At 72.5% G+C, this 23,747-nt stretch carries 19 protein-coding genes and 1 riboswitch; of the genes, 2 read left to right on the top strand and 17 right to left on the bottom strand.

The window, feature by feature from the left end:
• Positions 1–16: 16 nt before the first annotated feature.
• The 14 genes from ACWCPN_RS09170 to ACWCPN_RS09105 form a co-directional block, all read right to left on the bottom strand.
• Positions 17–970, bottom strand: a complete 954-nt coding sequence (locus tag ACWCPN_RS09170) for a Ppx/GppA phosphatase family protein (RefSeq protein WP_451203702.1) — start codon at positions 968–970, stop codon at positions 17–19.
• Positions 967–1,506, bottom strand: a complete 540-nt coding sequence (locus ACWCPN_RS09165; RefSeq protein WP_358928876.1) for a DUF501 domain-containing protein — start codon at positions 1,504–1,506, stop codon at positions 967–969. Before ACWCPN_RS09165 ends, ACWCPN_RS09170 begins: the two co-directional genes overlap by 4 nt.
• Positions 1,507–1,588: 82 nt before the next feature.
• Entirely contained in the window at positions 1,589–2,065 is a 477-nt protein-coding gene (locus ACWCPN_RS09160; protein WP_451203829.1) for an FtsB family cell division protein, read from the bottom strand.
• 122 nt (positions 2,066–2,187) lie between these two features.
• Positions 2,188–3,495 (bottom strand): phosphopyruvate hydratase, encoded by a 1,308-nt coding sequence (gene eno / locus ACWCPN_RS09155; RefSeq protein ID WP_199210824.1) that lies wholly within the window; start codon positions 3,493–3,495, stop codon positions 2,188–2,190.
• Positions 3,496–3,833: 338 nt separating this feature from the next.
• Positions 3,834–4,526 carry a transglycosylase family protein gene (locus ACWCPN_RS09150; protein WP_451203700.1) on the bottom strand — a complete coding sequence of 231 codons (693 nt, stop codon included), beginning with the start codon at positions 4,524–4,526 and terminating at the stop codon, positions 3,834–3,836.
• 4 nt (positions 4,527–4,530) lie between these two features.
• Positions 4,531–4,704: riboswitch (cyclic di-AMP (ydaO/yuaA leader) on the bottom strand.
• A 176-nt stretch (positions 4,705–4,880) separates the two neighbouring features.
• On the bottom strand, positions 4,881–5,912 hold the full coding sequence (locus ACWCPN_RS09145; protein ID WP_451203698.1) for a transglycosylase family protein: 1,032 nt from the start codon (positions 5,910–5,912) through the stop codon (positions 4,881–4,883).
• Between the two features lie 148 nt (positions 5,913–6,060).
• Entirely contained in the window at positions 6,061–7,350 is a 1,290-nt protein-coding gene (locus ACWCPN_RS09140; protein ID WP_451203696.1) for a cytochrome P450 family protein, read from the bottom strand.
• Entirely contained in the window at positions 7,347–9,224 is a 1,878-nt protein-coding gene (locus ACWCPN_RS09135) for a sel1 repeat family protein (RefSeq protein ID WP_451203694.1), read from the bottom strand. The genes ACWCPN_RS09140 and ACWCPN_RS09135 overlap by 4 nt, the downstream gene beginning before the upstream one ends.
• 82 nt (positions 9,225–9,306) lie before the next feature.
• Positions 9,307–10,275, bottom strand: coding sequence for a nucleoside triphosphate pyrophosphohydrolase (locus ACWCPN_RS09130; RefSeq protein WP_392295436.1), 969 nt, complete (start codon positions 10,273–10,275; stop codon positions 9,307–9,309).
• Positions 10,276–10,371: 96 nt separating this feature from the next.
• A complete protein-coding gene (locus ACWCPN_RS09125; RefSeq protein WP_451203692.1) occupies positions 10,372–11,019 on the bottom strand; it encodes a SurA N-terminal domain-containing protein in 648 nt (215 codons plus the stop codon).
• A 147-nt stretch (positions 11,020–11,166) separates the two neighbouring features.
• Positions 11,167–11,994, bottom strand: a complete 828-nt coding sequence (locus ACWCPN_RS09120) for a glycoside hydrolase domain-containing protein (RefSeq protein WP_451203690.1) — start codon at positions 11,992–11,994, stop codon at positions 11,167–11,169.
• A 124-nt stretch (positions 11,995–12,118) separates the two neighbouring features.
• Complete coding sequence (locus tag ACWCPN_RS09115; protein WP_451203827.1) at positions 12,119–13,612, bottom strand: protein kinase domain-containing protein; 1,494 nt, start codon at positions 13,610–13,612, stop codon at positions 12,119–12,121.
• Between the two features lie 38 nt (positions 13,613–13,650).
• Complete coding sequence (locus ACWCPN_RS09110; protein WP_451203688.1) at positions 13,651–14,280, bottom strand: hypothetical protein; 630 nt, start codon at positions 14,278–14,280, stop codon at positions 13,651–13,653.
• Positions 14,281–14,427: 147 nt separating this feature from the next.
• Positions 14,428–16,497: an N-6 DNA methylase gene (locus ACWCPN_RS09105; RefSeq protein WP_451203686.1), complete on the bottom strand. Its 2,070-nt coding sequence runs from the start codon at positions 16,495–16,497 to the stop codon at positions 14,428–14,430.
• A gap of 188 nt (positions 16,498–16,685) precedes the next feature.
• On the opposite strand from ACWCPN_RS09105, the gene ACWCPN_RS09100 reads away from it, so the two are divergent.
• Positions 16,686–17,387, top strand: a complete 702-nt coding sequence (locus tag ACWCPN_RS09100; RefSeq protein WP_451203684.1) for a hypothetical protein — start codon at positions 16,686–16,688, stop codon at positions 17,385–17,387.
• Positions 17,388–17,579: 192 nt separating this feature from the next.
• Complete coding sequence (locus ACWCPN_RS09095) at positions 17,580–18,332, top strand: hypothetical protein (RefSeq protein WP_451203682.1); 753 nt, start codon at positions 17,580–17,582, stop codon at positions 18,330–18,332.
• A 25-nt stretch (positions 18,333–18,357) separates the two neighbouring features.
• Here ACWCPN_RS09095 and ACWCPN_RS09090 read toward each other — a convergent pair whose 3' ends face one another.
• From ACWCPN_RS09090 to mfd, 3 genes are all read right to left on the bottom strand, one after another.
• Complete coding sequence (locus ACWCPN_RS09090) at positions 18,358–19,101, bottom strand: N-acetyltransferase (RefSeq protein ID WP_451203680.1); 744 nt, start codon at positions 19,099–19,101, stop codon at positions 18,358–18,360.
• Positions 19,102–19,150: 49 nt separating this feature from the next.
• Entirely contained in the window at positions 19,151–19,870 is a 720-nt protein-coding gene (locus ACWCPN_RS09085) for an HNH endonuclease family protein (protein ID WP_392403325.1), read from the bottom strand.
• A 215-nt stretch (positions 19,871–20,085) separates the two neighbouring features.
• On the bottom strand, positions 20,086–23,619 hold the full coding sequence (gene mfd, locus ACWCPN_RS09080; protein ID WP_451203678.1) for a transcription-repair coupling factor: 3,534 nt from the start codon (positions 23,617–23,619) through the stop codon (positions 20,086–20,088).
• Positions 23,620–23,747 lie beyond the last annotated feature (128 nt).

Here is a 23,747-nt window from a genome sequence, read left to right as displayed (position 1 = left end):
CGCCGGGCATCTCCCCTCAACGTGCCTCGCCCGCCGCGTAATAAGCGATGCCGTCGAGGATGTCGTGCTCGCTGACGACGACCTCCTCGGCCCCGGTCCGCTCCATGATCGCGAGCAGCACGAGGGCGCCCGCGCCGATCACGTCGACCCGGCCCGGGTGCATGGAGGGGATCTCCGCGCGCTCGGCGTGCGTGGAGCGCAGCAGCGCGTCCGTGATCTCGCGGACGCGCTCCCGGGTGACGCGGGAGTGGTGGATGCGCGCGGAGTCGTACTCGGGCAGCTCCTGGGCGATCGCCGACACGGTGGTGACCGAGCCGGCGAGGCCGACCAGGGTGCGCGCCTCGCGCAGCGGGACGGTCCGCTCGGCGAGGTCGAGGGCGGCCTCGACGTCCGCCCTTATGGCGGCGATCCGCTCCTCGGTGGGCGGGTCGACGACCTTGCCCTCGTGCACCAGGTGCCGTTCCGTCATCCGCACGCAGCCCACGTCCACCGACCGCGCGGCCCGTACGTGGTCGTCGCCGACGACGAACTCGGTGGAGCCGCCGCCGATGTCCACGACGAGGTAGGGGCGGGGCAGGTCGTCGCGGCCCCTGAGCTCGTTGGTCGCGCCGGTGAAGGAGAACTCGGCCTCCTGCTCGCCGGTGATGACCTCGGGCTCGACGCCGAGGATGTCCACGACGCCGCGCACGAAGTCGTCCCGGTTCTCGGCGTCCCGGGAGGCGGAGGTGGCCACGAAGCGGATCCGCTCCGCGCCGTGCTCCTTGATGACCTCGGCGTACTCGCGGCAGGCGGCGAAGGTTCGCTCCAGCGCCTCGGGGGCGAGCCGGCCGGTGCGGTCGACGCCCTGGCCGAGCCGCACGATCGTCATCCGCCGGTCCAGCTCGACGAGTTCACCGGTCACGGGATCGGCGTCGGCGACCAGCAGGCGGATGGAGTTCGTACCGCAGTCGACGGCGGCCACGCGGGTCACTTCTCGTCCTCCCCGGCCGGCTCGCACGGCGTCACGCACGGTCCCTTGCTCCACCACTCGGGGAGCATCGCGATCGCCTCGTCGCCGAGCGGGTTCACCCCCGGTCCGGCGGCCAGCGAGTGGGCCACCAGCACGTGCAGGCACTTCACCCGGTCCGGCATGCCGCCGGCGCTCGGGAAGCCCGCCAGCACCTCGATCTCGTCCCGGCGGCGGATGTAGTCCTCGTGGGCGGCCCGGTAGGCGGCGGCCAGCTCCGGGTCGGTGCCGAGCCGCTCGGTCATCTCCTTCATGACGCCGTCCGCCTCCAGCGTGCCGATCGCCGAGTTGGCGCGCGGGCACGTCAGGTAGTACGTCGTCGGGAAGGGGGTGCCGTCGGGCAGCCGGGGCGCCGTCTCCACGACGTCGGGCTGACCACAGGGGCAGCGGTGCGCGATGGCCCGCAGGCCGCGCGGCGGGCGGCCCAGCTGCTGCTTGAAGGCCTCGACGTCCGCGTCGGTGGGCTCGGTGCGCGGAGTGGGCGGCGGAGGCGTTTCCATGACTGCTTTCAGGGTGGCTTTCTGTCGGTGGCCGGCCCGCGGGCCGGTTACTGGTGGCGGCCGGTGGCCGGCCGGGGTCCGGTCACTGGTCGGAGGCGTCGGCCTTGTCGACCCCGTCCCAGACGTTCGCGTACCAGGGCCGGTGGGCGGCCCCGAGGTCGGCGCGGGACTGCTTGGCCCCGCCCGGGTCGACGACGACGTAGCCGGTCTCCCCGGGCATCACGTAGTGCAGCCGGCGCCGGATCTGCTGCTCGGCGTAGGCGTCGTCCTGCCAGCGCGCCTTGAGGTCACGCAGCTGTTCGACGCGCTGCCGGGCCTGTCCCCGCTCCTGCTGGAGGTCGGAGATCTCGGCGCGCTGGGAGACGTACTGCCGCATCGGGTAGGCGAGGGCGACGATCAGCGAGCACAGCACCAGTGCCAGCAGGGCCGCGCGGCCGGTGAGCCGGGAGCGGCGGGCCTGCCGTTTGGTCTGGGAGCGGTAGACCCGGGCCGCGGTCTGCTCGCCGAGGGCGCGCAGTCTGGTGGTTGTGGAGAAACGGTCCCGGTCCTTGACGGCCATCTGGCTCTCCGCCTCCCCTTCCACGTGCGTACGTCCCCGCACACGGTACGGGACCGGGTACGGGGACGTACGTACGACTGGCTGATACCCGGGCCGTCCTGTCCGGATGGGCCCGGCGGGGGTCAGCCCTTGGAGACCTCGGTGTGACCGCGGAAGCGCGGGAAGGCGCTGCGGCCGGCGTACACCGCGGCGTCGTCGAGGATCTCCTCGATGCGCAGGAGCTGGTTGTACTTGGCGACGCGCTCGGAGCGGGCCGGGGCGCCGGTCTTGATCTGGCCGCAGTTGGTGGCGACGGCCAGGTCGGCGATGGTGACGTCCTCGGTCTCGCCGGAGCGGTGGGACATCATGCACTTGAAGCCGTTGCGCTGGGCTAGTTCGACGGCGTCCAGGGTCTCGGTGAGCGAGCCGATCTGGTTCACCTTGACCAGCAGGGCGTTGGCGGCGCCCTCGTCGATGCCGCGGGCGAGGCGCTCGGGGTTGGTGACGAACAGGTCGTCACCGACGAGCTGGACCTTGTCACCGAGCTTGTCGGTGATGATCTTCCAGCCGGCCCAGTCGTCCTCGAACAGCGGGTCCTCGATGGAGACGAGCGGGTAGGCCGCGACGAGCTCCTCGTAGTACTCCGTCATCTCGGCGGCGGAGCGCTCCTTGCCCTCGAAGAGGTACTTGCCGTCCTTGTAGAACTCGGAGGCGGCGACGTCGAGCGCGAGGGCGATCTGCTCGCCGGGCGTGTAGCCGGCTTCCTTGACGGCCTCGAGGATGAGGTCGAGGGCCTCGCGGTTGGAGCCGAGGTTCGGGGCGAAGCCGCCCTCGTCGCCGAGGCCGGTGGACAGGCCCTTGCTCTTCAGGACCTTCTTCAGGGTGTGGTAGACCTCGGTGCCCCAGCGCAGCGCCTCGGAGAAGGACTCCGCGCCGATCGGGGCGATCATGAACTCCTGGATGTCCACGTTGGAGTCGGCGTGCGAGCCGCCGTTCAGGATGTTCATCATCGGCACCGGCAGCAGGTGCGCGTTCGGGCCGCCCAGGTAGCGGAACAGCGGCAGGTCGCTGGCCTCGGACGCGGCGTGCGCGACGGCGAGGGAGACGCCGAGGATGGCGTTGGCGCCGAGCGAGCCCTTGTTGTCGGTGGCGTCCAGGTCGAACATGGCCTGATCGATCAGGCGCTGCTCGGTGGCGTCGTAGCCGACCAGCTCGGGGCCGATCTGCTCGATGACGGCGAGGACGGCCTTCTCGACGCCCTTGCCCTGGTAGCGGTTGGGGTCGCCGTCACGGAGCTCGATGGCCTCGAAGGCACCGGTGGAGGCACCGGACGGAACGGCGGCACGACCCGTGCTGCCGTCGTCGAGGCCGACCTCGACCTCGACCGTGGGGTTGCCTCGGGAGTCCAGGATTTCCCGGGCTACGACGACGTCGATGGACGGCACGAGCATCTCCTTCTTGGATGTGACGCTGGAAGTGCGGGGCGGGGTGCCTTACGGCTCTGCCTTGCGACTAGAGCCTAACCGTCCCAGGGGCGTCGGCCACCGACCGACCGTCCCGTGGACAGGGAGACGGTACCCATTGTTCCTGCCCGGAACAAAGGGGTTCGGGGGAGGTATCGCGAACCGGAACGGGAAGGGCCGGGAAAACACAGCCCCGCCCCGGTGCGTACGGGGGAACACGCACCGGGGCGGGGAGCCCGTGGGGGACGGGGGGAACGGCCCTCACTCGGCCTTCGGCTTGGGGGACGGCCTCGTGAGGGCACTGTGGTTCCGGTCGGAGCCAGGTGTCACTTCAGGTGCAGCTGCTGGCCCGGGTAGATGAGGTCGGCGTCCTCGACGATGTCCTTGTTCAGCTTGAACAGCTGCTGCCAGCCGCCGTCGACCTTGTGCTTCGCGGCGATGGTGCCGAGCGTGTCGCCCTTGACCACCTTGTACTCGCCGTCGCCCTTCTTGACCTTCTTGCCGGTCGGCGTGGTGACGGTCTTCTTCGCGCCGGCGGCCGGACGCTCGCTGGAGCGGGAGGCGGCCTGCTGGTCGGTGGAGCGGGAGGCGGCGCTGCCCGAGGAGGTGCTCTGCGAGGAGCCGCTCGGGGCGGAGCCGTTGTTGGGGGTGCTCGACAGGCCCGTGCCGCACACCGGCCATGCGCCCTTGCCCTGGGCGGCGAGGACCTTCTCGGCGACGGCTATCTGCTGGGCCTTGGAGGCCTGGTTGGCCTGCCCGGCGTACTGGGTGCCGCCGTAGGCGGCCCAGGTGGAGGCGGAGAACTGCAGACCGCCGTAGTAGCCGTTGCCGGTGTTGATGGACCAGTTGCCACCGGACTCGCACTGGGCGACGGCGTCCCACTCGGAGGTGGTGGCGGCGGAGGCGTTGCCGGCCGCCATCAGCGGGGCGGCGACGGCGGCACCGGTGACACCGGCGAGCGCGATGGCACGGGTGGCCTTGGACGGACGACGGTGCTTGCCCTTGGTGGAGAACAGCATGAATGGATCCCCTCACCGACGCCTGCGAGGTGAGCTGTCGGGTTCGGGCCGGTTGAGTTGCCCGGCCGCGGGCCCGCTTTCACGGGCCGCGGCTCCACCCCTAGCCGGTTCCGGCGCGAATCGCCGGTTCCGGCACTTACCTTGGGTCCCCCGCTCCTGCCTACGGCGCTTTACGCGACGACTGTTCCCGGACGGCCGCTGGCAGGATTCGGCGTTGCGACAGCCGGGGCTCGTGGTGACGAGCGGTCATGACCGTAGACAGGCGATCGAGGGAATTTCAAAGACGATCAGGGCTTCTGAGACTCATCCCACACTTTCACCGAAACGGACATCAGTGATCAATTCGGGCGTCAACTACCGCTGCTTTTGGCCCGTTTCGCTACCGACTTCCAGGGTCTGACCGGCGGAGACGCGGTTCGGGTCGGTACCGATGGCCTTCTTGTTCAGGGCGTAGAGCTCATGCCATCCGCCGTCCACGTCAAGGGAGTCGGCGATGGAGGCGAGGGTGTCACCCTCGCGCACGGTGTAGGTGTCCGCTCCGCGCGAGGCGTGCTTGCCCGACGACGTGACCTCCTGACCGTTTGTCACGCTTTCGTCCGCGATGTCGCCGCGGTGACGTCCACCACTGCCGAGCGCCCCGGTGTCGACCAGGCTCCAAGAACCGCCGGTCTGCCATGAATTGTCCGAGTCCTCCACGGTGGGATCCGTGGTCGCGGACCCACTCCCCTGCGACTCCTCGGTGCGCAGAGAAGCGGATTTGTCGGACTTGGGGGTTTCCGGGTCCTTGTCCGACTTCTCTGTGCCGGCGTCCTCGCCCGCGTCCGAGGACGGCTTGCCGGCCGAGTCCGAGGAGGACTCGGGCGAGGCGGATGAATCCGGCAGACCGGACGAGTCGGAGTCATCGGCGGAATCCGACGGGTCCGTGGAGCCGGTGGCGCCGCCCGACCCGCCGTGGTCCGAGTCGGACTTCCCGGAGCCTCCGACGCCCGTGTCGACGTCCAGGGAACCGGAGTCGGCGGTCAGGCCGGAGAGCAGGGCGCACGTGGTCCAGGGCGTGGTGCCCTTGTCCGCGAGGATCCTCTCGGCGACGGCGATCTGCTGCGAGCGGCTGGCCTGGTCGGCGGTGGGGGCGTACTTGGTGCCGCCGTAGGCGGCCCAGTCGTCCTGGGGGATCTGCAGCCCGCCGTAGTACCCGTTGCCCGTGTCGGCGCTCCAGGAGCCGCCGCTCTCGCACTCGGCGACCTTGTCCCAGGTGGTTCCGTCGGCCGCGTTGGCGCTCGCGGCGCCGAGGAGCGGGATGGCGATGGCGGAGCCGGTCACTCCGGCCGCGACGAGAAGAGCCGGAGCCTGACGGGGGCGACGGTGACGACCGTTCCCGGAGAGCATGCGGAAGCCTTTCGTGCGACAGCGGGACCGGCGCGGCGCCCAACGCTCGGGCCGCGCTGATGGGTGAACGTATAGGCATACGATCACTTGTCACAAGTTCATGCCGCACAGATCACGTGAAGATCACAGAGTTGAACGTCCTTCATGTTCAAGGTTGTACGACCTGCTCCGCGACCGGGGTGAACTCCACGGGCAGGGTGCGCAGCCCGCGCATGATGAGGCCGCCGCGCCAGCGCAGATCGGCCGGATCGGCCGCGAGCCGCAGGTCGGGGAGGCGGGTGAGGAGCGTGGCGAGCGCGGTGCGGCCCTCCAGGCGGGCCAGCGGGGCGCCGAGGCAGTAGTGGATGCCGTGGCCGTAGCCGAGGTGCTGGTTGTCCCCGCGGGCGAGATCGAGGACGTCGGGGTCGGCGAACCGCTCCGGGTCCCGGTCCGCGGCGGCGAGGACGACGAGCACCGGGTCCCCGGCCGCGATGTGCTGCCCGCCGAGCGTGAGCGGCTCGGTGGCGAACCGCCAGGTGGCCAGCTCGACCGGGCCGTCGAAGCGCAGCAGTTCCTCGATCCCGGTCTCGAGCAGGCCCTGTTCGCCGCGGGCCAGGGAGTCCTGCAGCCGGTGACGCTGCCCGGGGTGGGTGAGCAGGGCGTAGGTGCCGTTGCCGATGAGGTTGACGGTCGTCTCGAAACCGGCGAACAGCAGGATGAAGGCCATCGCGGCGGCCTCGTTCTCGGTGAGGTGCTCGCCGTGGTCGGAGGCGCGGATGAGGCCGGAGATCAGGTCCTCGCCCGGGGTGGGCTCGGCCGGCAGCGCCGCACGCTTGCGGTGGATCAGCTCGGCGAGGTAGCCGCGCATCTTCTTCACCGACCGGGCGACGCCGCCCCGCGGTCCTCCGCCGTGCCTGATCATCATCCCGGCCCAGTCGCGGAAGTCGTCCTGGTCCTCGCGCGGGACGCCGAGCAGGTCGCAGATGGCGTAGATGGGCAGCGGGAAGGCGAACTCGTGGATGAGGTCGGCGGAGCCCGTCCGCGCGAACCGGTCGATGAGGTCGTCGGTCAGCTCCTGCACCCGGGGCGCGAACTCGGCGACCCGGCGGGGTGTGAACGCCTTGCTGACCAGCCGGCGCAGCCTGGTGTGGTCCGGCGGGTCGATGTTCAGCAGGTGTGTCATCAGCTCGGCCTTGCGCTCGCCCGGGATACCGGTCTTGCCCTTGGCGTGCGCGGGCTCGTCGTGGTGCGCGGGGTTCTTGCTCAGCCGCTGGTCGGCGAGGGCCTGCCGGGCGTCGGCGTACCGGGTGACCAGCCAGGCCTCGACCCCGCTGGGCAGCCGCGTCCGGCGCACCGGCTCGTGCTCGCGCAGCCAGGCGTAGGCGGGGTAGGGATCGGCGGCGAACTCCCAGGTGAACAGTTCGGGTGCGGTGCTGGGCGGGGCGGGCTGGTCGGTCACTCCCCGACGGTATCGGTCGCGGAAGCCAGCTCGTGCCTGGCCATCGCGTGCCCGTCGGCGGCGGCCCGCCGGATCCAGTGGTCGGCCCACTGGCGCAGCGCGCGGGCGAGGGCGTACGCGGCGTTGGTGTCACCGTGCTCGGCGGCCTCCCTCAGACAGGGCACGGCCTTCTCGTACTCCCCCGCCTCGACGAGCATGTCGCCCAGCATCGCGTTCACGTCCCGCACCAGTTGCTCGCTCGGCAGGCCCGCGGCCACCGCCCTCTCGAGCCAGGTGACGCAGCCGTCCCGGTCCTCCCGGATCTCCGCCATGACGCCGAGCAGGAACATGGCTCCGCCGTCGCCCTCCTCCGCCCTGCCGGACAGCTCCCGGTCCGCCGCCCGGGCCACGGCGTCGACGACGTCGGCCCCCTCCGTCCCGGCGACGCTCATCACCTCGAGCCAGACGTACACCGGTATGTCCGCGTACGCCTCGTCGGCCTCGAGGTCCGCCCGCAGTGATCCGTGGACCTCGTAGGCGTCGGCGTCCTCGGGGTCCTGGACCAGCAGGCCGGTCAGACCCAGCCGGGGTGCGGCCGCCCAGGCCAGGCCCTCCTCCCGGGTCTCCCAGTCCTTCTCGTGCTCCTGCCACTGCTCCGGAGGCACGTCGGCGAAGTACGCGGCCACCATCTCGCCCAGCACGTCGGCCGGCAGCGGCCCGGTGAGACCGCACCGCGCGGCGTCGGCCGCCGCGCGGACCAGGAAGTGACCGGCGGGGTGCGCGCCGGCTCGGCGCGCCCGCCGCCACTCGTCCCACAGTTCGGGACCGACCGCCAGGTACTCGGTCACCGTCAGCCGGCCGCGGCTGTCCCGGGCGCCGGCCAGCCGGGGATCGTCCACGGTCTCCAGCGCCGCCAGCTCGCGCGGGCTCCACTCCCGGGCGAGTTCGACCGTCTCGGCCCGGCCCAGCACCCGGGCCGCCCGTCCGCCGCCGAACCGGTGCGCGTCGTAGGCCTCGTCGTCCATCGTCGCGACGACCGGCACGCCGAGGGCGGCGAGCTGGGCCGGCAGCCCCGCGTCCAGCCCGTGTTCGCCCAGGTGGCCGTCCAGGTCGTCCAGCCACAGGACGTACGAGCCCGGGCGCTCGCGCAGCACCCCGGGCAGCGCGCGCAGGTCCGTTCCCGGTGCGGGCGCGTACACGCGTGTCTCCTCCGGCAGGACGCCGCGGACCGCCTGCCACGCCGTGCGGCTCTTGCCGGACCGCGGCTCGCCGGTCACCACGACAAGACCGCCCCGGCGCAGCAGCCGGACCAGCCGGTGGTCGGCGTCCCGGCCGACGTACGGGGGCAGTTCGTCGCCCCTGCCGAGGCGCTGGGCCCGGTGGACGCCCAGGGCGATGCAGTCGGCCGTGCCGGTCCGCGGCCAGGTCCCGGGGTCGGGGAGGGCGGCACCGCCGGGATGGGTTCCGTAGGTGTTGTGCTGGACCCCGATGACGGGGGCGTGGAACGTGCTCCGGCTGAAGTCGACGTGATCGCCGGCGGGGACGGCCGGGGCCGGAACGGCGGTGACCGGGGGCTGCGGCTGCGGCTGCGGCTGTGCGCGGAGCCTGCACTCCTTCACCATCTCGACGAGTTCGACCGTCGCCCGTCCGTCGTCGTCCTGGGCGAGCACGGCCCCGACGCGCCTGCTCCACCGGTCGTGCGCCGCCGTCCGGGTGTCGGACGGCGCGCTGTTGCTGTGGAAACCGCGGACCAGCAGGGCGTACCCGGGCTGCCCGTGGCGCTCGAACCACGCCGCGAACACCTCCACGGCCCTTGCGTCGCCGGGCCGCTTCCACAGCCAGTCGACGAGGACATCCGCCCCCTCGGCCGCCATCTCCTCCAACTGCTGTTCCACTCGTGCCCCCTGGCCGTCCGTGCGTGCCCTGGGGCAACGGTACTGACCTGAGGCGCCGTCACCGAGTGGCTCGGCGGAGGTGTCAGCTCTCGGCCGCCCGTATCGCGTCCCGGTACACCCGGGCCGCCGCCCGCAGCGCCGCCTCCGGGTCCACTCCGTCGGCCTCCGCGCCAACCGCCAGGGCCAGCAGTTCGTAGCCGACGCCCTCGCCCTCGGGCAGCGGCACCCGAAGGCCCGCCGTGCGGGTGCGGGAGGCGAGCTTGGCGGCGAGGGCGAGGCCGGGCTGGCCTAGGGGGACGCCCTCGGTGACGGAGGTGCGCCGCTTCTCCTCGGCCTTGGTGCGCAGCCAGTGCTCCTTGACGTCCTCCGGGGTCTCGGCCGTCTCGTCGCCGAAGACGTGCGGGTGGCGGTGGATCAGCTTGGCGACGATGCCGCCGGCCACGTCGTCGACGGAGAACGGGGCCTCCGGGTCCTCCTCGGCGATGCGGGAGTGGAAGACGACCTGGAGCAGGACGTCGCCCAGTTCCTCGCGCAGTTCCTCCCGGTCGCCGGCCTCGATCGCCTCGACCAGTTCGTACGCCTCCTCGATCCCGTACTTCGCCAGTCCCAGGTGGGTCTGCCGGGACGACCAGGGGCATTCGACGCGGATGCGGTCCATGACCTGGACGAGGTCGAGGAGCCGGGCGCCGGGCAGGTCGTAGGAGGCGGGCAGCAGCTCCAGCTCCGGCATCCGGAACCGCCCGGAACCGGCGAGGCGGGCGAGCCCGTCGGTGAGGGCGGGCTCCCCCTCCCCCGTGGCCACGACCACCACCGTCCGCCCGCCCGCGCAGGCGTCGACCAGTTCCTGCGCGGTGGGCGACGCCTCCGCCACGGATATCCCGGCCTCCCGCAGATAGGGGAGCTGCGGATGGGCGCCGTCCGCGCACAGCACGGCGTCGGCGGCGCGCAGCGCCTGCCAGGCAGGCCAGGACAGCAGGCCGGGCGCGACACGGTGGCTGGTGGTGAGCAGGACGATGCGGCCGGGGCCGGCTTCGGGACTGGTTGCGTTCACGATCCGAACGTAACCCACGCCCGGAAAGGACGGGATCGGTTGTCCACAGGGCGGGGACGACGTGTGATCGTACGACCGACCACCGGTAGCCGACCGCTACGCCGGCTGCTGCGCCGCCGTCGCCGTGACCTCCCGCACCCAGGGCGTCCTGGCGTCCACGCGGCCGCTCTTCTGCACGTCCCAGGCGCCGTAGCGCGGGTTGAGGTCGACGTGGAGTTCCTGGGAGGCCCGGGACAGGGCCTTCCAGAACGCGGGCTGCGTGGTGTCGGTGCCGAGCTTCGCGGCGAGCTTCTGCGCCTCGAGCTGGAGCCGGAGGTTGTCGTCCAGGCGGCCGGGCGCGATGCCGTACTTCTGCAGCCAGGCGGTCTCCAGGCCCTTGGTGCCGCCGGCCTGCCGCTCCAGGCCGGCCCGCATCCCGGAGACCTCCTTGCGGGTGACCGAGATCCCCGCGTCCCGCGCGGCGCGATGCAGCACCTGGTCCAGGACCATGTTGTGCAGGGTGTCGCGGGTCAGGCTGCCGGTGGAGGCGAGGACCTGCTGGTACTGGGCCTCGTCCGGCACCACCGACCGCTGCGCCCGGCGTACCTCGTTGACCCGGCCCTCGAGCTGGGCGACGGTGATCCGCTCCCCTCCGACGACCGCGGCGGCGCCCGGGTGCGACTGGCTTCCGCAGGCGGTGAGTGCGGGTGCCGCGGCGGCGATCGCGGCGGAGAGGAGGAGCGCGGTGCGACGGCGGCGGTGCAAGGAGACCTCCAGGGGGAGCTTGTGCGGCGGTGCACAAAGTCTTGCGGTGATCGATGTTAGGCAGTGGGCAGCCTGTGGCCAACCCATTCGACCAACGATTCGCACGCGCTTCGGGCACCGCCGCGCCTCCCCGGGCCGGGGCACGGGTCAGCCGGTGATGGCCACCGGCGCGTCCCAGGCGTCACGGTCGACGGTGAGCGTGACGCCGCCGTGCGACTCCTTGCTGTTGACCATGTACTGGTGGGCGCGGCTGTGGTCGGTGAACTGGGTTGAACCCCAGGGCCAGTCGGCGGTCGTGGTGTTCTGCTTGTCCCACAGCGCGTACCAGAGGTTGCCCGGCAGGTCGGTCTTGTCGCTCGCGGTCGCGACGGCCTTGGCGCTGGAGCTGGTGAAGCCGTAGTAGCCGGCGCGGTACGTCTTGACGCGCAGTTCCTTGTCGAACGCGCGGACGTAGGTGAGCACGGCGTCGTTGCACGACTTGTTCGTGACGTCGTACGGCTCCATGTCCAGGTAGATCGCGCTGCCGGCCTTCATGCCGAGCGCGGCGGCCTTGGCCACGGCGTCGTTGGCGTCGCTGGTGCCGAGGGTGGCGGCGGTGGACGCGGTGAGCTTCTCCGGGTTGGAGCCGGTCTGACAGGGCGGCTGGGCGCCGACGTAGATCGGGACGAGCTTCCAGCCGAGGCCGCTGACGTACGTCACCCACGAGGACGTCAGGTTGGGCTGGGCGCAGCCGCGGTTCCTGCCGCCCACGTAGACGGCGGCGGCGCCGTAGAAGCCGGTGTGCCAGGCCTTCATCGTCGCCTTGGAGGGCGCGGTGCAGGTGTCGAAGGCGCGGCCGGTGAACGTCCTCTGCGCGGGCCAGGCCGTGGCGGCCATCGAGGTCTGCGCGGCGAGACCCGCGCCCGCGAGGGCGGCCGTGCCCGCCACGGCCCACGTGATGTACCTGCGCCTCTTGGACTGCCGATGACCTGCCATGGAAACCCCACCCCTGCTCAAAAGTGCGTGGCGAAAACGAACCGCAACCTATCCCGCGCCGATCATGCGTTCGGGAAACGCAACCCCTTGTAGAGCACAAGAATCCCCCAGGCGACGGCAAAGACTAGCCGCGCACCTGCCCCAGCCATTGCAGGGTCCGGCGGATCTCCGCGGCCATCGGGTCGCCGGGGCCGCGGAAGCGCTCGACGTCCACCAGCAGCCGCGCCAGCGTGTCGTGGGCGGCCGGCCGGTCGCCGACGGCGAGCAGCAGGTGGCCGATGCGGCGGCGCACGTCGTGGGCGAGCTGCGGATCGCCGGAGACGTACTGGTTCTCGTAGTACGGCAGCAGCGCCCGGTACTCGGCGAGCGCCGCCGCCGGTTCGCCGAGCTGCTCCAGGCACTGGGCGGCCTCGTAACGGAAGCGCAGGGACTGCGGGTCGGCCTGCCCGGCCTCGGCGGCGCGCTCGTCGGCGAGGCGGCGCAGTTCGGGCAGCGCGCGCCGGTACTGGCCGTCGTCCAGCAGGGTGGCCGCGTACTGCCTGCGCAGGGTGCGCACCACCGGGGAGCGCTCGCCGTGCTGTTCGGCCGCGGCGGGCAGGATCGCGCCGAGTATGTCCACGGCCTGGGTGATGCGGCCCTCCCCGAGCAGGCGCTTGACCTCGTCGACGGCGGCGGCGACATCGGGCTTCTCGGCGACGGGCGGCGCGGGCGCGACGGGGGCGGGCTGCGGCGCGGGCGTGCGCGCGCGGTCCGGCCAGGGAGCGTGCGGACGCAGGAAGGGGCGCGTCGGATCCAGCGGAGCCCCGGTGGGCATGCCGCGCGCGGGCAGCAGCAGCGCCAGGTGCTCGTACACCTCCTGCGCGGAGTCCGGCCGGTGCTGGGGGTCCTTCGCGAGCAGGCGCAGGACGAGCGACTCCAGCGCCTCGGGCACCTCGGGACGGAGGCGGCGCACCGGCACCGGCGGCTCGTACAGGTGCCGGTGCAGCACGCCGAGCGCGGTCGAGCCGGCGAACGGCACGTCGCCGCTGAGCAGTTCGTGCATCAGCACCCCGAGCGCGTACAGGTCGGTGTACGGGCCGACCGCGCCGCCCATGGCCTGCTCGGGCGCCATGTAGGCGGGCGAGCCGATCGGGGAGCCGGTGTGGGTGAGACGGGTGGTGTCGGTGTCCATGACGGAGGCCACGCCCAGGTCGAGGACGGTGACCGTGCCGTCCTGCTTCACCATGACGTTCCGCGGTTTGAGGTCGCGGTGCACGATCGGCACGGCGTGCACCGCGCTCAGCACGGCGCAGAGCTGCGCGGCCACCGCCACCGCCCACTGCCAGGGGTACGGGTCGTGCTCGGCGAGGTGGTCGGAGAGGTCGGCGCCGTCGACGTACTGCATGACGAGGAACAGCTCCTCGCCCTCGCTGCCCGCGTCGTGCACCGTGACCAGGCCCGGGTGGTCGACCTGCGCGGTCACCCGGCACTCGCGCACGAAACGGCGGCGCAGCTCGTCCGCCTCCTGCCCGGCCACCTTGTCCGGGCGCAGCAGCTTCACCGCCACCCGCCGGTCCAGCCGCTGGTCGTACGCCGTCCACACCTGGCCCATGCCGCCCTGGCCGATGAGCGTGGACAGTTCGTAGCGGCCGGCGACGACGCGTCCCGCCGCCACGCTCACCGTCCGCCCTCGTGGCCGGCGTCCCGCACGCCGTCGCCGTCGTGGTGGCCGTCGTGCTTGCGCAGGTAGTCGCTCAGCTCGTCCAGTTCGGCGCGCACCTGGTCGATGCGGGCGGGCGCGGGGCGCTGCGGCGGCGGGGCGACCGGCGGGGGCTGCGGCACGGGTGTGTGGTGCGCCGGGGGCGGCGCGGGCACCGGGGTCTGCCGCATGGCCGTCGCGTGGAACGGCGTCGCCGGTCCCGGGTACCCGTAGCCGGACACCGTCCCGTTCACGTGCGTCTGGCGCAGCCGCTGGAAGTGGCGGATCTCCGCGACCAGGTAGTACACGGTGATGACCACCAGGCCGCCCAGCAGCAGCGTCATGCCCAGGTAGCCGCCGGGGGTGTGGACCTCCTCACCGGGTTCGCTGCCCACCAGGACGATGGCGAGGAAGTCCGCCGCCAGTCCGGCCACGAACAGGCCCCAGTCCAGCGACCTGCGGGTGACGGCGGCCAGCCGCAGCAGCATCGCCCAGGCCAGGAAGCCGGCGCTGAGGACACCGAACGCCACCAGCAGCACCCGCACGAGGACCAGCCACGCGTTGTGCGGCGGCTGCTTCACCGGCTGTGCGTAGCCGTGGCCTTGCATGGCTGCTCCTGATGCCTGAAATGGGCGTGCCTGTCCGCCCGGTGTGCTCCGCCGGGCTGACACCACTCGTGCGATGGTCGCTTCGAGCATATGGCCCGGCACGGACAAGCGGTCCGGGTTGTACCGAACCGTTGTCCGGGAGCACCGTCAATCCGGCGCGACGGTGCCGTCCGTGAGCCCGTCGTACATCCCGCGCACCAGCCGCTCCCCGAGCCGGCTCGCGTGCCGCACGGCCCGCTCGAACTCGTCGAGGGCGCGGAACCGCGCGCCGTAGCGCCGCTGTTCGTCGAACGGGAGCCGGGGGAGCTGGAGGCGGCGCACGTCCAGGCGGGTGGCCGTGGAGGCATAGCTGCTGGCCTGGCGGTGGTTGGCCGTCCCGCGCAGGAAACCGGCGAGGAACCACGGGTCCAGCGCCGCCGGATCGGGCCGCAGCAGCACCAGGTTGCGGCCCAGGGCGGCGCCCCGCGTCGCCTCGCCGATCACCCGGGCCACCGAGCCGCCGCCGAGCACCGGCACGACCACGTCGCCCGGTTCCGTCAGCACGGCCTCCTCGTCGCTCTCCGGCAGCGACCCGGAGGGCGCCGTTCCGGCGAGCACGTCGTGGTCGGTGAGGACGGGCACGCGCGCGCGGCCGCCGGTGCCGCCGGTGCGCAGCACCAGCGTGCCTCCGCGCGCGAGTTCACCGACGGTGGTGAGCGGCCAGCGCGCGGGGGGCGCCGGTTCGACGGGGGGCGGGGTGAGATCGGCGGTCAGCCGCAGTGTCTCGCCGAGGCGCTCGCGTACCGACATGAGCTGCTCCGCGCCGTCGGCGGCCGCCGCGGGCGGCAGATGGCGGGCGGGGGCCAGGTCCACGTCGTCGTCGAGGAGTTCGATGACCGGCACGGACCGGGCCAGCCCGGGCCGCTCCGTCAGCCGCCCGGCGCGTTCGAAGGCGCGCCAGGCGTCGAGCACGGCCTCCCGCACCGCCTGCCAGTCGGGGCCGCCGCGCGCCTCGCCGGCGAACCGTCCGGTGTCGGCGAGCAGCACCTCGGGGGCCGCGGGCGTCCGGTCGGGGCGGCGCAGCACCCAGACGTGGAGCGGGATGTTGTACGGCGGCGCCGCCCCGACCGGCAGCGCGACGACGGCGCGCAGCGCGCCCCGGCGCAGCAGGTCGGCGCGGATCCGGCGCCCGGAGCGGCGGGAGGCGGCGGCCGGCGGCATGAGCAGTACGGCGGTGCCGCCGTCGGTGAGCCGGGCCAGCGCGTGCTGCACCCAGGCCAGTTCGGACTCGGTGCGGGCCGGGAAGCCGTACTCCCAGCGGGCGTCGTAGGCGAGTTCGTCGTGGCCCCAGTTGCGCTCGTTGAACGGCGGGTGGCACAGCACGGCCTCGGCGCGCAGCTCCGGGTGGGCGTCGGCGCGCAGGGTGTCACCGGCGGCGGCGTGCACGGCGGCGCGGGACTGCAGCCGCAGGCGCAGGGCGGTGAGGGCCGCGAGGTCGGGGGCTCCGTCCTGGGCGTACAGCTCCTGGTCGGGGCGGCTGTCGACGGCGCGCAGCAGGGCGCCGGTGCCGCAGGCCGGGTCGAGGACGGTGCGGGCGGGGCCCGCGAGGTCGGCCATCAGCCGGGCGAGTTCGGCCGGGGTGAGCGTGTACTGGCGCGGGTTGGCGTCCAGATGGCGGCCCAGCAGGAACTCGAAGGTCTGCCGCGCCCCCGTCTCGGCGGCCAGTTCGGCGGCGCCGCGCAGGAGGGGGACGGAGGGGAGGAGCTGGGGGCCGGTCGGGGTACGCAGCGCGGGGGTGTGAGCGACGGGCGGGGTGTGAGCGTGGGTGCCGGTGTTCACGGCGGGCGGTGTGTTCACACCCAGCACCTGTTCCAGCGCGCCCGGCAGCATCGCGGCCAGGCGCTCGTCGGAGCCGGCGCTCACGTCCAGCCAGACGGTGGGCCGCTCATGGATGAGCAGCAGCGCGCAGCCGGCGTGCACCAGCGCGGTGACCGGACCATCGGGATGCCCGGCGAGCTGCTGCCAGACGCGTTCGCGCAGCGGGACCTCGGCGAGTTTGCCCTGGTCGCGCAGCCATGCCTCCACCTCGGCGAGTGCGAAGGACGGGCTGGTCTCGGTGCCGCCGACCGGCTTCGGGAAGTCGGCGTGCCGGCGGCGCCAGTTGCTGACGGCGGCTCGGCCCACTCCGGCGAGCCGCGCGATACCGGCGGCGGTCACCTCTGTCGCGTTGTCCTGCACCGGCCACGCTCCCCTCGTCCCGTTGTGCGGCGAGCATACCGGCGTACACAGGATCCAGGCATTCACGACGTGTATCGACTCACGTCTGTGAACCGTGTTGACTCGGTTCACAGGCTCTGATCTTATTGACCCAGCGAACGAGCGGCCAGCCGGAGGGGGCGGTCGCCGCATCGGGGAGGGGTTCCGTCATGGGTATGAAGGGCAAGATCGCGCTGGGCGCCGTCGTCGGGGTCGTCGTCATCGCCGCCGTGTCCGCCAACGCCGACGACGGCAAGGGCGGCGGATCCGGCAGCGGCAAGGACACCTCGGCGTCCGCCGCGCACCGGCCCGGCTCGAAGCAGGGCACGGGTGCCGGGAAGGACTCGGGAGGCAAGGCGGCGGCGAGGAAGAAGGCCGCCTTCGACGGGGACGGCGAGTTCCAGGTCGGCTCCGACATCAAGCCCGGCACCTACCGCACGACCGGCAACACCGACGGCATGTGCTACTGGGAGCGGGCCAAGGACGCCTCGGGCGAGATGGACTCCATCCTGGCCAACGACAACGTCTCGGGCACGAGCTACGTCACCGTCAAGGCCGGTGACAAGCTGTTCAAGTCGAACGGCTGCGCGGACTGGGAGGCCGTCGCCGCGAAGGCGAAGGGCTCGCCCGCGTCCTCCATGGACGGCGACGGCGGCATGTTCAAGGTCGGCAGCGACATCGCGCCGGGCACCTACAAGTCGGCCGGCAACAGCGACGACTCCTGCTACTGGGAGCGCACCAAGGACGCCGAGCACGGGCTCGACTCGATCATCGCCAACAACAACGTGAAGGGCACGGCCGTCGTCACCATCGGCGCCGGTGACGCCTACTTCAAGACGACCGGCTGCGGGAACTGGAAGAAGACGGCCTGACCGCCCCGTTCACCGCCGCCGCACCGCACCGCCACCGCACCCCCAACCGCGCCACGCCCGCGACCGCACCCCCAACCGCGCCACGCACCGCGACCGCTCCGCGCACCGCGCCCGCACCGCACCTCACACACCACCACGCACCGCTCCACTCCTCACCACATCTCACCCCACTTCTCTCAGCAAGGAACTGTCATGCGCCGAACCGCACTTGCCGCCCTCTGCCTGATCGCCGCGGCCACCGCGGGAATCACCGGCTGTCTGCCGGGGCAGGACAAGGCGGACAGCAAGCCGAAGGGCCCGTTCGCCGGGCTGAGCGGCGGCGAGATCGCCGACCGCGCGCTGAAGGCCACCACCGGGGCCTCGTCGCTCCGGATGAAGGGCGACGTCGCCGACGACGAGAGCACGGGCACCATCGGGCTCGACATGGCCCTGGACAAGAAGGGCGAGTGCGCCGGCACGATGAGCATGGGCGGCCAGGGCAAGGCCGACCTGGTCAAGACCGGCAGCACCGTCTACATGAAGTACGACGAGGCGTTCCTGCGCGCCCAGAGCAAGGGCGAGTCCAGGGCCGACACCGACGCGGCCGTGGACATGCTGGCCGGCAAGTGGACCAAGATGGCGGTGAAGGGTCAGGACGCCAAGGACATCGCGGGCTTCTGCGACCTGAACTCGGTGCTGGCCGGCGCGGGTGACGTCAGCTCCGACGCCACCCGCGGGCAGACCACCACCGTCGACGGCACCCCGGCGATCGTGCTGCACGAGAAGGACGGCAAGGACCGCTACACGCTGTACGTGGCGACCGAGGGCAAGCCGTACCTGCTCAAGGTCGACAGCGCGCCCGGCGCCAAGGAGCCGGTGCACCTGTCCTTCGGCGACTTCGACCAGCCGGTGCCGGCGCGCAAGCCCGCCGGGAAGGTCATCGACCTGGACGCCCTGGGCGGCTGAGAGCGGGCCGGGGCCCGGCGCCGGGTCAGAGCGGGTGACGCATCCACACGTTGGGTTCGACGTAGACGGCGTACCCGCGCTCCGGTTCGCAGTGGACCGGGACCAGCGCGCCGGGCACCTCGACGTCCCCCCGGGTGTCGAAGGGCAGCCCGGTCCAGCGGCGCCACTCCTCGAGGGAGGCGCCGACGGTCATGGACGCCGGGGCGACGGAGTCGACGGTGGCACCGGCGCGGGCGTGCACCCGCAGCCACGGGTCCTCCGGCAGACCGTCCGGGCGGACCCGGTGGGCGTACTCGGCGATCGGGGTGCGCGGTTCGCGGTGCTTGGCGCTGGGGCGGACGGGGGCTACGACCTCTCGGAAGCCGCGGGCGCGGGCGTTGTCCCGCATCGCCGAGAGCATGACGGCCGACAGGCCGTGCCCCTGGGCGTGCGGGGCGATGACCACGGAGATCGCGCTGACCGTGTCGGGGCGGGTGCCGCGGCGCAGGTCGGCGAAGGCCCACAGCAGGACCTGGTCCCAGCCGCGGGCGGGCAGGGTGCCCCGGCCCTCGGCGGCGAGGGAGAAGGGGACGCTGAAGGCGTGTGCGACGACCTCGCCGCGCTCGTCCTCGGCGAACAGCGCGTACTCGGGCAGTTCGGTGGGGATGCGGCCGTAGTGGGCGTTGCCCACGGGGTCGCTGGTCACGAACTCCGGCCAGGTGTCGGCCATCTCGAACACCGCCGGGAGCCGGTCGGGCCGCTCGGCGACGCTGCTCACCCTCACGTCCATGCGGGTCACCGTAGGCGGTGCGGACCGCCCCGGGAAACCGAATTGCCGCTCACCGGGCCTTGAAGCGCTCCGGGGCGTTCGTGGGATTGCCGCCCGTGGGCAGCTTCTGGTCCGGGCAGGTGGCGAGCACCTTCTTCATCGCGGCCTTCTCGGCGGCGGTGACCCACAGGCCGTACTTCTTCTTCACCGCCACCTGGGCGGCGACGTAGACGCAGCGGTAGCCCTTGTCGGGCGGCAGCCAGGTGGCCGTGTCGCCGTCGCCCTTGCCGCGGTTGGTGCCCGCGTCGACCGCCAGGAGGTTGAGCGGGTCGTTGGCCAGGGCTATGCGCTTGCCGGGCTCCCAGTACTTGGCGCCCTTCTGCCAGGCGTCCGAGAGGGCGACGAGGTGGTCGATGTCGACCTGGCTGCGGCCGCGCCGGTAGGTGATGACCTTGCCGGAGTAGGGGTCGGGCTTCAGCAGGCCGTAGGAGACCTTGCAGTCCCCGTCGGTGTACTTCACCTGCTCCAGGTCGCGCTTGAGGATGTCGTCGCGCGTGTCGCAGGAGTTGGAGTCGGTGTCGGCCCAGGCGGAGCCGAAGCGCTCGCGCGAGTAACCGGTCTTGGGGGCCCGGCCCTTGACGGTCAGCGAGTCGGCGGCGGACAGGGCCGCTCCCCCGTGCGCCTTCTCCACGGGGCCCGGGGCCCCGCCGATCGGGTCGCTCTTGCAGCCGGCCACGGACACCGCCACGACGACCGCCGCGGCGACCGCCCCGCCCCTCAGACGCGTCACGGTGCGTTCCCCTCGCTCGCCCTGTCCGCCCTGTGCGCGGGCGGCTCGTGTCGGCGTCCACCGTAACGGGCGTACGGCGCACAGCAGATGGGGCTCAAAGGGGCGATCGGTCCGCAATCGGGATGATCACCGCGAAATTCCGTGCTCCGCCGTCGGCGGCCGCGGCACGGCTGCGGGGCGGGAGGGTCCGCCCTCCCGCCCCGCACCCGCGACTGCTACGACCCCAGGACCGAGGCGAGGAACTCGCCGACCCAGCCCAGCAGTTCGCGGCCGACGAGCGGCTTGCCGCCGACCTTCGCGGTCTTCGGCCGGGGGACGAGGACCTGGTGCGCGGCCGGCTTGATGACCGTGCCCGGGTACAGCCGCTTGAGCCTGAGCTCCTGCGACTCGCGCAGCTCCACCGGCGCGAAGCGGATGTTGTTGCCCTGCAGGACGATCTCGCCGACGCCGCACGCCCGCGCGAGCATCCGCAGCCCGGCCACCAGCAGCAGGTTCTCCACCGGCTCGGGCAGCTTGCCGTAGCGGTCGGTGAGCTCCTCGCGGACGGCCTTGACGTCCTCCTCCGAGTTGGCGGAGGCGATGGCGCGGTACGCCTGCAGGCGCAGCCGCTCGCCGGGGGCGTAGTCGTGCGGGACGTGCGCGTCGACGGGCAGCTCGATCTTGACCTCGAGCGGCGGCTCCTCCTCGATCTCGCCGGTCTCGAGCTGCCGCCGGTAGTCGGCGACGGCCTCGCCGACCATGCGGACGTACAGGTCGAAGCCGACGCCCGCGATGTGCCCGGACTGCTCGCCGCCGAGGAGGTTTCCGGCGCCGCGGATCTCCAGGTCCTTCATGGCGACGTACATGCCCGCGCCCATCTCGGTGTGCTGGGCGATGGTGGCCAGGCGCTCGTGCGCGGTCTCCGTCAGCGGCTTCTCCGGCGGGTACAGGAAGTAGGCGTATCCGCGATCCCGTCCCCGGCCGACGCGGCCGCGGAGCTGGTGGAGCTGGGACAGGCCGAAGTTGTCGCCGCGCTCGACGATGAGGGTGTTGGCGTTGGAGATGTCGATGCCGGACTCGACGATCGTGGTCGACACCAGCACGTCGAACTTCTTCTCCCAGAAGTCGACGACCACCTGTTCCAGCGCGGTCTCCGACATCTGGCCGTGCGCGGTGGCGATCCGCGCCTCGGGGACGATCTCGCGCAGACGGGCCGCGGCCCGGTCGATGGACTCGACCCGGTTGTGGATGTAGAAGACCTGGCCCTCGCGCAGCAGTTCACGGCGTACGGCGGCGCCGATCTGCTTCTCCTCGTACGGCCCGACGAAGGTGAGGACGGGGTGCCGCTCCTCGGGCGGGGTGGTGATGGTGGACATCTCGCGGATGCCGGTGACCGCCATCTCCAGGGTGCGCGGGATCGGGGTGGCGGACATGGTCAGGACGTCGACGTTGGCGCGGAGCTTCTTCAGCTGCTCCTTGTGCTCGACGCCGAAGCGCTGCTCCTCGTCCACGATGACCAGGCCGAGGTCCTTGAACTTGGTCTCGGAGGCGAACAGGCGGTGGGTGCCGATGACGACGTCCACCGAGCCCTCCTTCAGGCCCTCCAGGACGGCCTTGGCCTCGGTGTCGGTCTGGAAGCGGGAGAGGGCCTTCACGCTGACCGGGAACTGCGCGTACCGCTCGGAGAACGTCCCGAAGTGCTGCTGGACCAGCAGGGTGGTGGGGACGAGCACGGCGACCTGCTTGCCGTCCTGTACGGCCTTGAAGGCGGCCCGCACGGCGATCTCGGTCTTGCCGTAGCCGACGTCGCCGCAGATCAGGCGGTCCATGGGGACCGTCTTCTCCATGTCCTCCTTGACCTCGGCGATGGTGGTGAGCTGGTCGGGGGTCTCCGCGTAGGGGAAGGCGTCCTCCAGCTCGCGCTGCCACGGCGAGTCGGCGCCGAAGGCGTGGCCGGGGGCGGCCATGCGGGCGCTGTAGAGCTTGATCAGGTCGGCGGCGATCTCCTTGACGGCCTTCTTCGCGCGCGCCTTGGTCTTGGTCCAGTCGGCGCCGCCCAGGCGGTGCAGGGTGGGCGCCTCGCCGCCGACGTACTTGGTGATCTGCTCGAGCTGGTCGGTGGGGATGTAGAGGCGGTCACCGGGCTGGCCGCGCTTGGCGGGGGCGTACTCCACGACCAGGTACTCGCGGGTGGCGCCCTGCACGGTGCGCTGCACCATCTCGATGTAGCGGCCGACGCCGTGCTGCTCGTGGACGATGTAGTCGCCCGCCTCCAGGGTGAGCGGGTCGATCGTCTTGCGGCGCCGGGCCGGCATCCGGGCGCCGTCGCGGCCGGAGGCCTTCTGGCCGGAGAGGTCGGTCTCGGTGAGGACGGCCAGCTTCAGCGCCGGGTCCACGAAGCCGTAGTCGATGCAGCCGCAGGAGACGTGCACCACGGAGGGGCTCAGCTCGCCGAGGTCGGCGTGCAGGCGGGCGGCGATGCCCTCGCCGCCGAGCACCTCGACGGTGCGGGCGGCCGGGCCGTGGCCCTCGGTGACGAACACGGTGCGCCAGCCGTCGGCGAGCCAGCCCTTGGTGTCGGCGAGGGCCCGCGCGGTGTCGCCGCGGTAGGTCTCGGTGGCGTGCATGCCGAGCTTGAGGGTGTCCGCGTCGAGCTGCTCGTCGGCCGCGAACGGCGACACCGACCACCACATCATGTTCAGCTCGCGCGCGCGGTCGCGGACGTCGGCGATGGACCACAGGGAGGCCGCGCCGACGTCGATGGGCGCCTCGCCTCCGCCCGCCGTCGCGGCCCAGGAGGCCTGCAGGAACTCCTGGGAGGTGGCGACGAGGTCGGCGGCGCGGGTGCGGACCCGCTCCGGGTCGCAGACGACGGCCATGGCGCCGCCGGGGAGCACGTCGAGCAGCAGCTCCATGTCGTCGACCAGGACGGGGGCGAGGGACTCCATGCCCTCGACCGCGATGCCCTCGGCGATCTTGTTCAGCAGTTCACCCAGCTCCGGGTGCTCCTCGGCGAGGGCACGCGCGCGCGAGCGCACCTCGTCGGTGAGCAGCAGCTCGCGGCAGGGCGGGGCCCACAGACCGTGCTCGGCGACCTCCAGGGAGCGCTGGTCGGCGACCTTGAAATAGCGGATCTCCTCGACGTCGTCGCCCCAGAACTCGACGCGCAGGGGGTGTTCCTCGGTGGGCGGGAACACGTCCAGGATGCCGCCGCGCACCGCGAACTCGCCGCGCTTCTCGACCAGCTCCACGCGTGCGTAGGCGGCGGCCGCGAGGGCTTCGACGACCTCGTTCAGGTCGGCGCTCCGGCCCGTTCTCAGGGACACCGGCTCCAGGTCGCCGAGGCCCTTGACCTGCGGCTGGAGCACGGAGCGCACGGGGGCGACGACGACGGAGACGGGCCCGGTCTCGGGGTCGTCGGTGCTGGGGTGGGCGAGGCGGCGCAGTACGGCGAGGCGGCGGCCGACGGTGTCGCTGCGCGGGCTGAGCCGCTCGTGGGGCAGCGTCTCCCAGGAGGGGTACTCCGCGACCGTCTGCGGGGGCAGCAGGGTGCGCAGGGCGGCGGCCAGGTCCTCGGCCTCCCGTCCGGTGGCGGTGACCGCGAGCACCGGCCGGCCGGCCTCCCGGGCCAGGGCGGCGACCGCGAAGGGGCGGGCCGCGGGGGGACCGACCAGGTCTACGTGCATGCGGTTGCCGTCCGCCGCCGCCTCGATCGCTTCGGCGAGGGCGGGGTCCTTGACTACGGCGTCGAGCAGACCGTGCAGGCTCATGGAGAGGCTTTCCGTCCGGGTATGGGCAACGCGAACCACCCGACACGCGGGGCGGGCCGGGGGTTCCCAGGGTACGTCGCCCGGGCCCCGGTCACCCGGTGGAGTGAACACGCCGCCCCGCCGAGGGG

Source organism: Streptomyces sp. NPDC002386, from assembly GCF_053593175.1.
This window is presented reverse-complemented; position numbering and strand designations above follow the sequence as displayed.